General features: G+C 69.4%; 11 protein-coding genes. 8 read left to right on the top strand and 3 right to left on the bottom strand.

From position 1 onward, the window contains the following. The first annotated feature begins 3 nt into the window (after positions 1 to 3). Together AC1RKE_RS03255 and pheT are read left to right on the top strand one after the other, a co-directional pair. The gene (locus AC1RKE_RS03255) at positions 4 to 396 is read left to right on the top strand and encodes a hypothetical protein (protein WP_224761097.1); all 393 of its coding nucleotides are present in this window, start codon (positions 4 to 6) and stop codon (positions 394 to 396) included. After that, positions 393 to 2,846 (top strand): phenylalanine--tRNA ligase subunit beta, encoded by a 2,454-nt coding sequence (pheT, locus tag AC1RKE_RS03250; protein ID WP_348683430.1) that lies wholly within the window; start codon positions 393 to 395, stop codon positions 2,844 to 2,846. The genes AC1RKE_RS03255 and pheT overlap by 4 nt, the downstream gene beginning before the upstream one ends. Positions 2,847 to 2,864: 18 nt before the next feature. Here the strand turns inward: pheT and AC1RKE_RS03245 are convergent, their stop codons facing one another. Next, positions 2,865 to 3,857 carry an LLM class flavin-dependent oxidoreductase gene (locus AC1RKE_RS03245; RefSeq protein ID WP_348683432.1) on the bottom strand — a complete coding sequence of 331 codons (993 nt, stop codon included), beginning with the start codon at positions 3,855 to 3,857 and terminating at the stop codon, positions 2,865 to 2,867. Positions 3,858 to 3,978: 121 nt separating this feature from the next. Here AC1RKE_RS03245 and AC1RKE_RS03240 point away from each other — a divergent pair, with 121 nt between their 5' ends. The 6 genes from AC1RKE_RS03240 (at position 3,979) to recA (ending at position 9,952) form a co-directional block, all read left to right on the top strand. Next, positions 3,979 to 4,350, top strand: coding sequence for a hypothetical protein (locus AC1RKE_RS03240; RefSeq protein ID WP_054764094.1), 372 nt, complete (start codon positions 3,979 to 3,981; stop codon positions 4,348 to 4,350). A gap of 70 nt (positions 4,351 to 4,420) precedes the next feature. Continuing rightward, positions 4,421 to 4,939 carry a hypothetical protein gene (locus tag AC1RKE_RS03235; RefSeq protein WP_054764093.1) on the top strand — a complete coding sequence of 173 codons (519 nt, stop codon included), beginning with the start codon at positions 4,421 to 4,423 and terminating at the stop codon, positions 4,937 to 4,939. Further along, the gene (locus AC1RKE_RS03230; protein WP_333897206.1) at positions 4,936 to 5,757 is read left to right on the top strand and encodes a phosphatase PAP2 family protein; all 822 of its coding nucleotides are present in this window, start codon (positions 4,936 to 4,938) and stop codon (positions 5,755 to 5,757) included. The genes AC1RKE_RS03235 and AC1RKE_RS03230 overlap by 4 nt, the downstream gene beginning before the upstream one ends. A gap of 1 nt (position 5,758) precedes the next feature. After that, positions 5,759 to 6,727, top strand: a complete 969-nt coding sequence (locus AC1RKE_RS03225; protein ID WP_348684345.1) for a right-handed parallel beta-helix repeat-containing protein — start codon at positions 5,759 to 5,761, stop codon at positions 6,725 to 6,727. An 82-nt stretch (positions 6,728 to 6,809) separates the two neighbouring features. After that, positions 6,810 to 8,705, top strand: coding sequence for a M20/M25/M40 family metallo-hydrolase (locus AC1RKE_RS03220; RefSeq protein WP_333897205.1), 1,896 nt, complete (start codon positions 6,810 to 6,812; stop codon positions 8,703 to 8,705). A gap of 167 nt (positions 8,706 to 8,872) precedes the next feature. Next, complete coding sequence (recA, locus tag AC1RKE_RS03215; protein ID WP_054764091.1) at positions 8,873 to 9,952, top strand: recombinase RecA; 1,080 nt, start codon at positions 8,873 to 8,875, stop codon at positions 9,950 to 9,952. Positions 9,953 to 10,359: 407 nt separating this feature from the next. Here the strand turns inward: recA and AC1RKE_RS03210 are convergent, their stop codons facing one another. Both AC1RKE_RS03210 and AC1RKE_RS03205 read right to left on the bottom strand, forming a co-directional pair. Then, complete coding sequence (locus tag AC1RKE_RS03210) at positions 10,360 to 12,552, bottom strand: 3-hydroxyacyl-CoA dehydrogenase NAD-binding domain-containing protein (RefSeq protein WP_348684344.1); 2,193 nt, start codon at positions 12,550 to 12,552, stop codon at positions 10,360 to 10,362. A 138-nt stretch (positions 12,553 to 12,690) separates the two neighbouring features. Further along, the gene (locus AC1RKE_RS03205) at positions 12,691 to 13,896 is read right to left on the bottom strand and encodes an acetyl-CoA C-acetyltransferase (protein WP_054764089.1); all 1,206 of its coding nucleotides are present in this window, start codon (positions 13,894 to 13,896) and stop codon (positions 12,691 to 12,693) included. Positions 13,897 to 13,989: the final 93 nt, after the last annotated feature.

The following is a 13,989-nucleotide window of genomic DNA, read 5'->3' as shown; positions in this document are numbered from 1 at the left end:
ATCATGAAGATCGAAGACGACACGCTGAAACTGCCCCTGATCGGGGCCGGTCCCGCCTATGAGGGCGTCCATATCTGGCTGCCGCAGCTGGTCATTGAGGCCGCGCAGCGCGGCGAGGCGATGATCGCAGGCAAGACCTTCCGCGACTGCTTTCTGGAAGGGCCGGCTGTGCTGCTGGCCGTGGGCGGGTGCAGCTTCGACGGCTGCAACATGGGCGACGCCATGGGCGACCCGCGTAATCTGCTGCTTCAGCCGGTCGGCCCTGAAAAGGTCACCGGCACGGTCGCCTTCCAGGACTGCAGCTTCGTCAACTGCCGCTTCCTGCGCGTCGGCTTCACCGGGGCGCCGGAGTTTCTGACCAATATTCAGCAGGTTCTGGGCGGGGTTCCGGCATGAAGTTCACCCTGTCCTGGCTCAAGGATCACCTCGAAACCGAGGCCGATGTCCATCAGATCGCCGAGGCCATGACCATGGCCGGGCTGGAGGTCGAGGAGGTGCTCGACCCCGCCGCCAAGCTGGCGCCCTTCACCGTGGCCCGGATCATTTCGGCCGAACGCCACCCCAACGCCGACCGGCTGCAGGTCTGTCAGGTCGAGACGGTGGACGGGATGAAGGAGATCGTCTGCGGCGCCCCGAACGCGCGGGCGGGCCTGACCACCATCTACGCCCCCATCGGCGCCTATGTGCCGGGTCTTGGCGTCACCCTGGTCGAGAAGCCGGTGCGCGGCGTGGTGTCCAACGGCATGCTGTGCTCGGCCTCGGAGCTTGAGCTGGCCGACGAAAGCGACGGTATTCAGGAACTGCCGCCGGAGATCCCGGTGGGAACCCCGGTCGCCGGCCTGTTCGGCGCCGAGCCCGTCATCGACTTCGAGGTCACGCCGAACCGGCCCGACTGGCTGGGCGTGGCGGGGATCGCGCGCGATCTGGCCGCCGCCGGCGTCGGCAAGCTGAAGCATTTCGACATCGCCGTGGTGCGCGGGGGCTTTCCGTCGCCGATCAGCGTGCGGCTGGACGCGCCCGAGATGTGCCCGGTCTTCGCCGGTCGGGTGATCCGGGGCGTCAAGAACGGCCCGTCGCCGGCTTGGCTGCAGAAACGCCTGACCGCCATCGGCCTGCGCTCGATCAACCGCCTGGTCGATGTGACCAATCTGATCGCCTATGACCGCGCCCGGCCGCTGCACGTCTATGACCTGGCCAAGCTGTCGGGGACCGAGATCGTGGTGCGGGGCGGACAGGTTTCGGCCGGGACAGCCCATATCGAGGGCGGCGAGCCCGAGCATCTGATCGCCTTGGACGGCAAGACCTATGCGGTCTCCGCCGCCGACTGCGTCATCGCCGACGCCGGGGGCGAGCGCCCCATCGGCCTGGGCGGGGTCATGGGCGGCGAAAGCACCGGCTGCGACGACGACACCACCGACGTCTTCCTGGAAAGCGCCTGGTTCGATCCCCTGGTCATCGCCCAGACGGGCCGTGCGCTCGGCATCCATTCCGACGCCCAGTATCGGTTCGCGCGCGGCGTCGATCCGGTCTCGGTCACGCCGGGGCTGGAGCTGGCCACCCGCCTGATCCTGGACCTGTGCGGCGGCGAACCGTCCGAGATCGTCTTCGTCGGCGAGCCCCCGGCTGGGCCGGCGCCCTTCGCCTTCGACCCCGCCTATGTGAAGCGGCTCAGCGGCATGGATCTGCCGACGGATCGGATCGGGACCATCCTGGGCCAGCTCGGCTTCCTGGTTCAGGCCGCCCCGGCCGGTCAGGCCGAACCCTGGATCGTCACCCCCCCCTCGTGGCGGCGCGACGTCGAGGGTCGGGCAGATCTGGTGGAAGAGGTGGCGCGGATCGAGGGCTTCGACCGCCTGCCCGACACGCCCCTGCCCGAGGTCGCCCGCCCCGCCGGCGGGGTGCTGAGCCCCCGCCAGGCCCGCGTCCGCACGGCGCGCCGGGCGCTTGCCGCTCTTGGCTATGCCGAGGCCGTCACCTGGTCCTTCACCAAACAATCGACCGCCGCCCTGTTCGGCGGCGGGGACGAACGGCTGGTGCTGGAGAACCCCATTGCGGCCGATCTGGACTGTATGCGCCCGTCGGCCCTGCCGAACCTGATCCAGGCGGCGGCGAGGAACGCCGCGCGCGGCTTCGCCGACGCCGCCCTGTTCGAGATCGGCCCCATCTATCTGGGCGACGATCCTGGTGATCAGCGCACCGTCGTCGCGGGCTTGGTCGCGCCCCACGCCGCTCGCCACTGGGCCGGCGCCGGAGAAGACGCCCTGTTCGCCCTGAAGGCCGATCTGACCGCCGTGCTGGAGGAGATCGGCGCCCCGGTCGCCTCGCTGCAACTGGTCCAGGGCCAGAACCGCGACTGGTGGCACCCCGGCCGTTCGGCCCGCCTGCAGCTGGGGCCCAAGAATGTGATGGTCGAGTTCGGCGAGCTGCATCCGCGCGTGCTGAAGGCGCTGGACGCCGATGCGCCCATGCTGGCCTTCGAAATCGTGCTGGACGCCGTGCCCGAGCCGCGCGGCCAGAAAGGCAAGAATGGGTCGGGCAAGGCGCGGGGAACCGCCGACCTGTCGGCCTTCATGCCCCTGACCCGCGATTTCGCCTTCGTGGTCGAGGAGGCCAAGCCGGTCGGCGATCTGATCCGGGCGGCAGCCGGCGCCGACAAGGCCCTGATCGCCGACGTCCGGGTGTTCGACGTCTATCGCGGCAAGGGGGTGGACGAGGGCTTCAAGTCCGTCGCTCTGGAAGTGGTGATCCAGCCGCGCGAGGCCACCCTGGCCGAGGCCGAGATCGAGGCCCTGACCGCCAAGGTGGTGGCGGCGGTGGAGAAGCAGGGCGGCAAGCTGCGCGCCTGACGTCCTGCGGTCCGAAGATCAGGCCGCCAGGCGTTCACGCGCCTCGGCTACGATCTCCAGGCTGCGGATTCGCGCGGCCTTGTCGAACATCATGCCGGTGATCATCAGCTCGTCCACCTGGGTCAGGGCGATGAAGTCCGACAGCTGCTTTTTGACGGTCTCTGGCCCGCCGACGGCGGAATAGGTCAGACGGCTGCGCGCGCTCTCGATCTGCTGGGGGGTCAGAACGGCGGCGATGTCGTCGACCGGAGGCGGCAGGCGTCCGGGCTTGCCGGTCGAAAGCCGGGCGAAACTCTGCTGCATCGAGGTGGCCAGGCGGACCCCCTCGTCGTCCGTCTCGGCGGCGAAGACGTTCAGCACGGCCATGGCGTGGGGCGCGGCGAGCCGGTCGGACGGGGTGAAGTTTCGGCGATAGAGGGCCAGGGCCTCCAGCAGAAGTTCCGGCGCAAAATGGCTGGCGAAGGCGTAGGGCAGGCCCAGCTGCCCCGCCAACTGGGCGCTGAACAGGCTGGAGCCCAGGAGCCAGATCGGCACGCGCAGCCCCGCGCCCGGCACGGCCCGGACCGGCTGGTTCTCGGCGGGCGGCTCGAACCACTGGATCAGTTCGACGACGTCGCGCGGAAAATGGTCCGCCCCCTCGAAATAGCGGCGCAGGGCGCGCGCCGTGGCCCCGTCGGTTCCGGGCGCCCGGCCCAGGCCCAGGTCGATGCGGCCGGGATAGAGGGTCTCCAGAGTGCCGAACTGTTCGGCGACCACCAGGGGCGCGTGATTGGGCAACATGACCCCGCCCGAACCGACCCGGATTCGGTCCGTCCCCGCCGCGACGTGACCGATGACGATCGCGGTCGCGGCGGAGGCGATGCCCGGCATGTTGTGATGCTCGGCCAGCCAGTACCGCTGATAGCCCAGCCGATCGGCCGCCTGGGCCAGGGCCAGGGTCTCGTCGAAGGCGCGACGGGCGTCGCCCCCCTCGATGATGGGAGACAGGTCGAGAACGGAAAAGGGGATCATGACGCTTAGATCGGAAGCGGCGTCGGGGGTTCAAGGGGCGCGGGGCGGAAGGCGCGGCGGACGGGAACCCGAAGACGGTCACAGACCTTTGACGCAGTGAGACAGAACAGGAGACGGCGCCATGACCGACATCGACAAGGACGCGGAAGACAAGGGCGCAGAATCGGAACTCGAAGGCCGGGACTCCCGTGAAGCTCAGGACATGGGCGAGAAGCCCGACCTGGGGCGCAGGGGCGACGCCCTGATCGAGGCGCTGGACGGTTCGGACTCCGGTTCGGACCTGAGGGCGGGCTCGTTACGCGGCGGCTCGGCGAGCGGGTCGGACGACGATCCCGACTCGGCGGTCATCAATGAGGCCCTGGCGGCCGAAGGGCGGGCGGAGGCGGACCCGCAGTCGCCGTCAAACGCCGAGCCCGACGCCGTCGCAGAGTCCGGGCGGCGCTTCACCGGCGAGGCGGGCGATCCGGTCGAGGGCGGGCGCGGCGGCGACTGAACGCCTTGCTGGCGCCGCATCCTTAGGCCACGGTGCCGCCTCGACTAAGGGTCCAAGGGACGATTCCCCGATGATACGCCTTTCGGCGGCCTCGGCCGCCTTCTTCATACTGACGCTCGCCGCTTGCAGCCGAGAGGATGAAGCCCGCCCGGCTCAAGGGCGCGCCGCTGCTGCGCCGGCTGAGGCGGGACCGGCTGAGGCGCGCGACGCGGCGATTCCGCCCCCAGCCGAAGCCCCCGCTCCCGCCTCGAGCGGCGGCGTTGAGCCCGCCGCGCCGGGGGCGCCCGACTACGCCGCCCTTTATCCCGGCGCGGTCATGGATCAGCCGGGGACGACGGCGACCGGACCGCACGGAGACGGCGGCCTGGTCACCTTCCGAACCTCCGCCAGCCCCGATGAGGTGGTGGCCTTTTATCGTGAACGGGCCGAACAGGCCGGCCTTTCGTCCGTCATGGGGATGAACCAGGGCGACGCCCGCGCCTATGGCGCCGCCGGCGGCCCGGCGGGTGCGACCAATATCCACGTCGTCGCCGCACCCGGCGAAGGCGGAGAGACCTCCGTGCAGCTGAGCTGGAGCGAAGGGCGGTGAAGCCGTTCGCCGCCTCCTTCGCGGCGGTTCTGACGACAGCCTTTGTCCTGTCGGCCTGTGCGGGCGGGGGGCGGCCGTCCCCCGCGCCGGTCTTCGTCCTGGCCGACAGCGGCTATCTGTCGCCCGAGGCCTTGGCGCGATTGGCTGAGGCCGCGCCGTCCGCTCCCGATGCGAACTCGGCCGCCGACCGCCAAGACCGCAATCAGTCGGACCGGTTCCGGGCCTTGGAACAGTCGGATCGGTGGCTGCTGGCCACCGCCCACGCCGAGGTTCGTCCGCCCCTGGCCCTGCAACATTTCGACTGCGCCCTGGGGCTTCGGCTGGGAGGCGATGCAGAGACGCCGACGCTGGATCGGATGGCGGCCAAGGCGTTTCACGATGTGCGGACCGTGTCCGAACAGGTCGCGGCCCGCGCGCGTCGCGCCCGGCCTGTGTCGAACGATCCCGACCGCCCGGCCTGCGAACGGCTGACGCCGGCGATGCGCGACAGCGCCGCCTATCCGTCCCTGGGCGCGGCGGCGGGCGCGGCCTATGCCGAGGTCTTGGCCGCGCTGGAGCCGGATCGTGCGGGCGCGGTGCGCCGCATCGGCCGTCAGATCGGCGTCAGCCGAATGGTTTGCGCGATGAACTCTCCCAGCGACGTCGCCGCCGGCGCGGCCCTCGGGCGGGCCGTCGCCTTGCAGATCATCGCCGCGCCCGCCTTCCAGGCCGAGGCGGAGGCGGCGCGGCGAGAGCTGGAGGCGCGCCGCGCCACCGGCCTGACCAATCCGGGATGCGCCGCCGAACGGGCCGCCCTGGCGGCGACGGCCGCTGACTGAAATGGTCGGCCTCCTGCTGCTGTCCTTGCTGGCGCCGATGGACGACCGTCCCGCCGCCCGGCCCGCCGCCAGGCCGTGCACGCCGCAGGAGGTGCGCGACCTGACCACCCCCTCCGACCGCCCCTATCGGCTGCTGTGTCGCGCCGTCCTGGCGGGGGCGAACGTGTCCCGTCCGGTCCTGATCGAGGGGGCGGAAGCCTCAGGCGCCGGTCTGGACTGCGGCGGCGGGACGATCCGCCAGCCGGGTGAGGCGACCGCCCAATCCCCCACCGTCGCCGTCTGGTCGCGCCAGACGCCGCAGGGGTGGAGCCGGCCGACCGGCGCGGTGGTGCGCCATTGCACCGTCGTCGGCAATATCCGCATCTGGGGCATGGGGGCGGGCGGGTCGATGCGCGACCTCCTGGCCTCGTCCCGCCGTCCCGACCATACGACCGCAGCCCAGGCGGCGGCTCCGTCCGACACTGTGCTGGAGCAGGTGCGGTTTCAGGCGACAGGGACCATTCCCCTCTATGTCGGGCCGGGGGTGACGCGGACGACCGTCGGGGAATCGCGCTTCACCGGTCGTTCGGTCTCCACCGCCGTCTATCTGGACGCCGAAAGCGCGGGCGCCCTGATCCAGGACAACGACTTCGTCCTGCGCACCGGGCGCGAAATGATCGCCGTGGACGGGTCAGGCGCCAATCGCATCATCGGCAACCGGTTCGCCCTGGGCGGTCGGGGCGGGATCTTTCTGTACCGCAACTGCGGCGAGGACGGGGTGATCCGCCACCAGACGCCGTCCTATAATCAGATCACGGACAATAGCTTCTCGGGCGCCGGCTGGCTGCGGCCTCGCACGGTGGTGGTCGGCGCGCGCGAGGGAAACCGGCGCTATTGCGCCGATGACGCGGGCTATCCCTTCGGTTCCAGCGCCGACGACCGCGACGGGGCGGTCGGCAACCGGGTCGAGCGGAACCGGACGAGACGCTGAAGGGGGCGCCGACGGCTCGCTCTTGCGAAACGGAACCGCCTCGGTCCTTAGTGGCGAGCGAGAGACTTCGGGGATGGATCGCATGCGGCTGGTCTTGTTTTTGGCGGCTCTGACGGCGGCCCTGGGTCTGGCCGTGCTCACCACCCAGACCCCTCGCCCCCAGCCGGCGAGCGCGCCTGCCGCCGCTTTTTCCGCCGAAAGGGCGATGCGGGACGTGCGGCTGACGGCCCGGGCGCCCCGGCCGGTCGGCTCGACCGACCACGCCCTGGTCCAGGCCTATCTCTATGGCCGGATGGCGGAACTGGGCCTGTCGCCGACGTTCCAGGCCGGCGCCCTGTCTCCGGCGGCCGTGCGGCGGATGGAGCGGAACGGCCTTTCCACGGAAGGGGTCTCGGCCGTCAATCTGGTCGGCGTCCTGCCGGGCCGGAACCCGCGCCTGCCCCTGGTCGTGCTGATGGCCCATTACGACAGCGTGCCGGGGTCGCCGGGCGCGGCCGACGACGCCGGCGGCGTGGCCGCCGTTCTGGAGGCGGTGCGGGCGATCAAGGCGCGGGGCCCGGCCGATCGCGGACTGATCGTCCTCCTGACCGACGCCGAGGAACTGAACCTGGACGGAGCGCGCGCCTTCTTCAGCGAACATCCGCTGCGCGACCGGGTCGGGGCGGTGGTGAACCTGGAGGCGCGGGGCGGCGGCGGTCGGGCCCTGATGTTCGAGACCGGGCCGGGCAACGCCCAGACCGTCGATCTGTACGCCCGGGCGGCGCGGCGGGCTGAGGGCGGGCCGTCCAGCAATGCGCTCGCCGTCTTCGTCTATCGGCTGATGCCCAACGGCACCGACTTCACCATCGCCGCCGACCGGGGATTGGCGGGGGTCAATCTGGCCTTCATCGGCCGCCCGGCTCAGTATCATTCGCCCAGTTCGACGCCGGAGGCTCTGGACCAGGGCAGCGTCCAGCATATCGGCGCCCAGGCGCTGGAGACGGCCGACGCCCTGTTGCGCGCGCCGACCCTGCCCCAGGCGACGCGGAACTCGGTCTATTCCGACGTCTTCGGCCTGGGCGTGTTGCGGCATGGGCCGCAGACGGGCTGGGGCCTGCTGGGCCTGGCCTTTGCGCTCACGGCCTTCGCCGCCTGGGGCGCGCGCCATGCGACCGGCCTGACCTGGAGACAGGGGGTGAAGGGTTTCACCGGCGGCCTGTGGCTGTTGAGCGTCGGCATGGTGGCGGCCCAGGCGGCGCGGGTTCTGGCGGGGCCGATCGGCGAGCGGATCGACTCCGCCGAGACCTATTACATGATGCTGCGTCGCCTGCCGTGGATGGAGGCCGGCGTGGGTCTGGCCGTCCTGGCGGTCCTGCTGGCCCTCATGGCGGGTCGGGCCCTGATCGGGCGGCGGTTGCTGGCCGGGGTGGTCGCGGCGGCGGCCGTTCTGGCGATGGTCCTGGGCGGGGTCGATTATCTGGTGCTCGGCGCCGCCGGGATCGGCGTCGCCCTAAGCCTCTGGCCGGATGGCGAGGACGAGACGGTCTGGGGCGGCTGGCTGGGGGCGATCGTCCTGGTGCTGATCCTGGGCGGCCTGGTTCAGGCGATCGCGCCCGAGGCGGCCCTGCTGCTCGTCTGGACCGGCCTGGCCGCGGCCTTCGCAGCGGCGCTCGCCGCCCTGATCGGCGCCCGGCTGGAGCGGTGGGCGGCCCTGGCGCCGGCGGCCGTGGCCACGGTCCTGGTCGGCGGCTGGCTGTTCGGCCTGGGCCATTTCATCTTCCTGGGCGTGGGCATGAGCCAGGCCTGGGCCCTGGCGCTGATCGCCCTGCTGATCCTCGTCCTGGTCCGGCCCCTGGCGCCGACCCGAGCCGGGGCGAACGGCGCCCTGGTCCATACGCTCGCGGGCCTGTCGGCGGCCGTGCTGATCCTCGGCTGCGGCCTGTCCCTGGCCGCGCGCCACGCCGAACCGGCTGCGGCAGTCGACGTCACCGCGGAGTGATACGTCAGAAACGGACGTAGATCCGAAGAGTCTCGCTGTTCCTCACGAGAACATCTTGTGAACAGGAACAAACCGTGCACATAGTCGGCCTCACCAAAACGGGGGCGGGTCCATGGCGGGTCTCTCCCAAGCTTCTGACGGGAATCATGGCAAGGGAGACGAAGGCAATGGCACAGGCGGCTTTGAAACTGGTGGGCAAGGAAGACGGCGAAAAACAACGCGCCCTCGAGGCGGCGATCGCCCAGATCGATCGCGCCTTTGGCAAGGGCTCGGTGATGAAACTGGGCAAGGCCGGCGTGGTAGCCGAGATCGAAAGCGTCTCGACCGGCTCGCTGGGTCTGGATATGGCGCTGGGCATCGGCGGCCTGCCGGTCGGGCGGGTGATCGAGGTGTTCGGCCCGGAATCCTCCGGCAAGACCACCCTGGCCCTGCACACGGTGGCCGAGGTGCAGAAGAAGGGCGGGGTCGCCGCCTTCGTCGACGCCGAACACGCCCTGGATCCAGTCTACGCTCAGAAGCTGGGCGTGAACCTGGACGACCTCTTGGTGTCCCAGCCCGACGCCGGGGAACAGGCGCTGGAGATCGTGGACACCCTGGTGCGCTCGGGCGCTGTGGACATCGTGGTGGTCGATTCGGTCGCGGCCCTGACGCCGCGCGCGGAAATCGAGGGCGAGATGGGCGACAGCCTGCCCGGCCTTCAGGCCCGTCTGATGAGCCAGGCGCTTCGCAAGCTGACGGCCTCGATCTCCAAGTCCAAATGCATCGTCCTGTTCATCAATCAGATCCGTCACAAGATCGGGGTCATGTACGGCAGCCCTGAGACGACGACGGGCGGCAATGCGCTGAAATTCTACGCCTCGGTGCGCCTGGACATCCGCCGCACCGGTGCGATCAAGAACCGCGACGAGGTGGTCGGCAACACCACCCGGGTCAAGGTGGTCAAGAACAAGGTCGCCCCGCCGTTCCGCGAGGTCATCTTCGACATCATGTACGGCGAGGGCATCTCCAAACTGGGCGAGGTGATCGACCTGGGCGTCAAGGCCGGGGTGATCGAGAAGTCGGGCAGCTGGTTCAGCTATGACTCGACCCGGATCGGTCAGGGCCGCGAGAATGTGCGCGAATTCCTGAAACAGAACCCCGACATCGCCGCCTCGATCGAAAAGGCGGTGCGCGCCTCGACCAATAAGATCGCCGATGAACTGCTGGGCACGCCCGAGCCCGACGAAGGCCAGGATCTGGAAGGCTGAGCCTCTCCGGACCTTAAGGATACTCCGTCGCCCCAAGCGACCCGCCACCGACCCCGCGAGGGGCGGCGGAGCGACCCGTCCGACCTCGTGTCGGGCGGGTCTTTTTTGGGGGACGCGGCATCCTCTCCTTTCGTCATTCCGGGCGGAGCGCAGCGGAGACCCGGAACCCCTCGTCCTCCTCCGGCCCGCGAAGCGGGACCGGGGGAGGCGCCGAAGGCGAAATCCATCCGCCGCACGATGCTTGAACACCGAGCCCGCGACAGGTTCGCGCTCTCGCGCGCCGCTGGGTTCCGGGTCTACGGGCCAAGCGGCCCTTCGCCCGGAATGACGAAAAGGGAAATGCGGCCTCAAACCACAACGGGCGACCCCAAGGCCGCCCGTTCCGTACGCACACTTTCCGCAACCGATCAGGCGGCGGCCTTCTCCGGGGCGAACCGGCCGTAGAAGGTCTCGTTCTTGGCGGCCATGTCGCGCAGCAGGTCCGGGACCATGAACCGGTCGCCATAGGTCGCGGCCAGGCGATCCGCCGTTTCGACGAACTTGGCCAGGCCGATGCCGTCGATCATGCTGATCGGGCCGCCGGTCCAGGGCGCGAAGCCCCAGCCCAGGATGGCACCCAGGTCGGCCTCGCGCGGGTCGTCGATGACGCCCTCGGCCCAGCAGCGGGCGACCTCGACGGCTTGGCGATACAGCAGGCGGGTCTTCAGCTCGTCGATCTGGGCGAAGGCGCCGGGCTCCTCGGGCGCATCGATGCCCTTGGTGGTCGGCGCCAGGTCGCTCAGCCCCTTCCAGATCGTCTTGGGCTTCTGATCATAGTCGTAGAAGCCCTTGCCGTTCTTGCGGCCGTAGCGTCCGCCCTCGACCATCTTGGCGACGATGTCGGCGCCCTCGGACGGGACGTATTTGTCGCCCAGGTCCAGCGCCGTCTGTTTGGCGATCTTGTAGGACAGGTCCAGGGCGACGTCGTCGTGCATCTCCAGCGGGCCGCGCGGCATGCCGGTCATCCGGCCGACATTGTCGATCAGGGCCGGGCCGTAACCCTCCTCCAGCATGGCCATGCCTTCCATCAGGAAGGTGGAGAAGCAGCGCGAGGTGTAGAAGCCGCGCGAGTCGTTGACGACGATCGGCGTCTTCTTGATCTTCAGCACATAGTCCAACGCCTTGGCGATGGCGGCCTGACCCGTCTTCTCGCCCAGGATGATCTCGACCAGCATCATCTTGTCGACCGGCGAGAAGAAGTGGATGCCGATGAAGTCCTCGGGCCGCACGCTGGCCTCGGCCAGGCCGGTGATCGGCAGGGTCGAGGTGTTGGAGCCGAAGACGGCGCCTTCGACCAGCTGGGCCTCGGCGCGCTTGGTCACGTCGGCCTTGATCTCGCGGTTTTCGAACACGGCCTCGATCACCAGGTCCGACCCCTTGATGTGGTCATAGTCGGTCGTCGCAGTGACCAGGGCCAGGGTGGCGTCATACTTCTCCTGGGTCATCTGACCGCGCGACAGACGCTTCTTCAGCAGCTCCTCGACATGGGCCTTGCCCTTGTCGGCGGCTTCCTGGGTCTGGTCGATCAGCACGGTCTCAATGCCGGCCATGACCTGAACATAGGCGATGCCCGCGCCCATCATGCCGGCGCCCAGGACCGAGACCTTCTTCGGGTCCGACTTGGGCACGCCCGCGGGACGCACGGCGCCCTTGTCCAGTTCCTGTTTGGACAGGAACAGGCTGCGGATCATCGCCTGGGCCTGGGGCGTCATCAGGGTCTTGATGAAATAGCGGGTCTCGATCCGCAGGGCCGCGTCCATCGGCACCTGGGTCCCTTCGTAGACGGCCTTCATCAGGTTCACCACGGCCGGATAGTTGCCGTAGGACTGTTTGCGCAGCATGGCGTTGCCGACCATGAAGTTCTGGATGCCGGCCGGGTGATAGGGGCCGCCGCCGGGCAGTTTGAAGGACTTGTCGTCCCAGGGCTGGACGGCCTTGCCGCCGTTCTTGATCCAGGCCTTGGCCGCCTCGACCGCTTGGCCCTTTTCGACCACCTCATGGACGATGCCGGCGCCCTTGGCGTCGTTCGGGCGGAAGGACTTGCCCTCGCTCATCGCCATCATGGCGTTCTGGACCCCGACCAGACGGGTCAGACGCTGGGTGCCGCCGCCGCCGGGGAAGAGGCCGACCTTGATCTCGGGCAGGCCCAGCTGGATCTTGTTGTCGTTCTCGACCACGCGGTAGTGGCAGGCGAGGGTGAACTCCAGCCCGCCGCCCAGGGCCAGGCCGTTGATCGCCGCCGCCACCGGCTTGCCGCAGGTCTCAAGCGCGCGGAAGGCGCCGTTCAGCGCCCAGCCGGCGTCGAAGGCCTTCTGCAGGTCGCCGCCGCCGGAAAGCACGCCGCCCGCCATGTCGCCCAGGTCCGCGCCGGCGCAGAAGCCCGAGGCCTTGCCCGAGGTGATGACGGCGCCCTTGATGGTTTCGTCGGTCTTGATCCGTTCGACCAGTTCCGGGATCTCCTTCATCACCGCGCTGGTCAGGGTGTTCATCGAACGGCCCGGCACGTCGAAGGCGATGACGGCGATGCCGTCGGCGTCGATGTCGATCTTGAAGTTTTCCATAATCTCTCTTCCTCAGATCCTCCCCCAGCGGGGGAGGGGGACCGCGAAGCGGTGGAGGGGGCCGCCGCCGACGCCGGCGATGGGTTCGCCCCCCTCAGTCAGCTTCGCTGACAGCTCCCCCGACGGGGGAGCAATGGATCAGACGCGTTCGATGACGGTGGCGGTGCCCATGCCCCCGCCGATGCACAGGGTGATCAGGGCCGTCGATTTGTTCGAGCGCTCCAGCTCGTCCAGCACCGTGCCCGTGATGATGGCGCCGGTGGCCCCCAGGGGGTGGCCCATGGCGATGGCGCCGCCGCAGACGTTCATCTTGTCGTGCGGGATGTTCATGGCCTGCATGTAGCGCAGCACCACGGCGGCGAAGGCCTCGTTCAACTCCCACAGGTCGATGTCGTCGGTCGTCATGCCAAGCTTGCCGAGCAGCTTCTTGGACACATATTCGGGTCCGGTCAGCATGATCGACGGCTCCGAGCCGATCGAGGCGCCGCCCAGGATCTTGGCGCGCGGCTTCAGCCCCAGGGCCCGGCCGGCCTCAAGCGAACCGATCAGCACGCCCGCCGAACCATCGACGATGCCGGAGGAGTTGCCGGGGGTGTGGACGTGGTTGACCCGCTCAACCTCGGGATAGCGCTGGTTGATCACGCTGTCGAAGGCCATTTCGCCCATCATGGTGAAGGAGGGGTTCAGTCCGCCCAGGGTCTGCATGTCCGTGTTCGGACGAATGGTCTCGTCGCGGTCCAGAATGGTCAGGCCCAGCTGATCCTTCACGGCGATGACCGACTTGTTGAACCGGCCCTCGGCCCAGGAGCGGGCGGCGCGCTTGTGGCTTTCCACCGAATAGGCGTCCACGTCGTCGCGGCTGAAGCCGTACTTGGTCGCGATCATGTCGGCCGACACGCCCTGGGGCACGAAATAGGTCGGGAAGGCGGACGACGGATCGGTCGGCCAGGCGCCCATGTCCGAACCCATGGGCACGCGGCTCATGACCTCGACCCCGCCGCCGACGGCGAAGTCGGACTCGCCCGACTTCACCTTGGCGGCGGCCATGTTCACGGCTTCCAGGCCCGAGGCGCAGAAGCGGTTCACCTGAACCCCGGCCGTATATTGCGACCAGCCGGCGGACAGAACGGCGGTGCGGGCGATGTCGGCGCCCAGTTCGCCCACGGGCGTGACGCAGCCCAGGATGACGTCATCGACCTTGGACGTGTCCAGGTCATTGCGGTCGCGCAGGGCCTCCAGGACCTGGGTCGCCAGGCTGAGGCCGGTGATCTCGTGCAACGAGCCGTCCTTCTTGCCCTTGCCGCGGGGGGTGCGGACGGCGTCGTAGATATAGGCGTCAGCCATGACAGGGAGTCTCCATCTTTGGGCCGGAGCGACGTCGCCCGGAAAGGGCGGCGCGGCTTACGGCCGGGTCGGATCAAAGCTTGGTCGCCAAGA

This window comes from Brevundimonas sp. GW822-FHT03E11 (assembly GCF_058801445.1).
The sequence above is the reverse complement of the archived record's forward strand: the minus strand, read 5'-3'. Positions and strand labels throughout refer to the sequence as shown.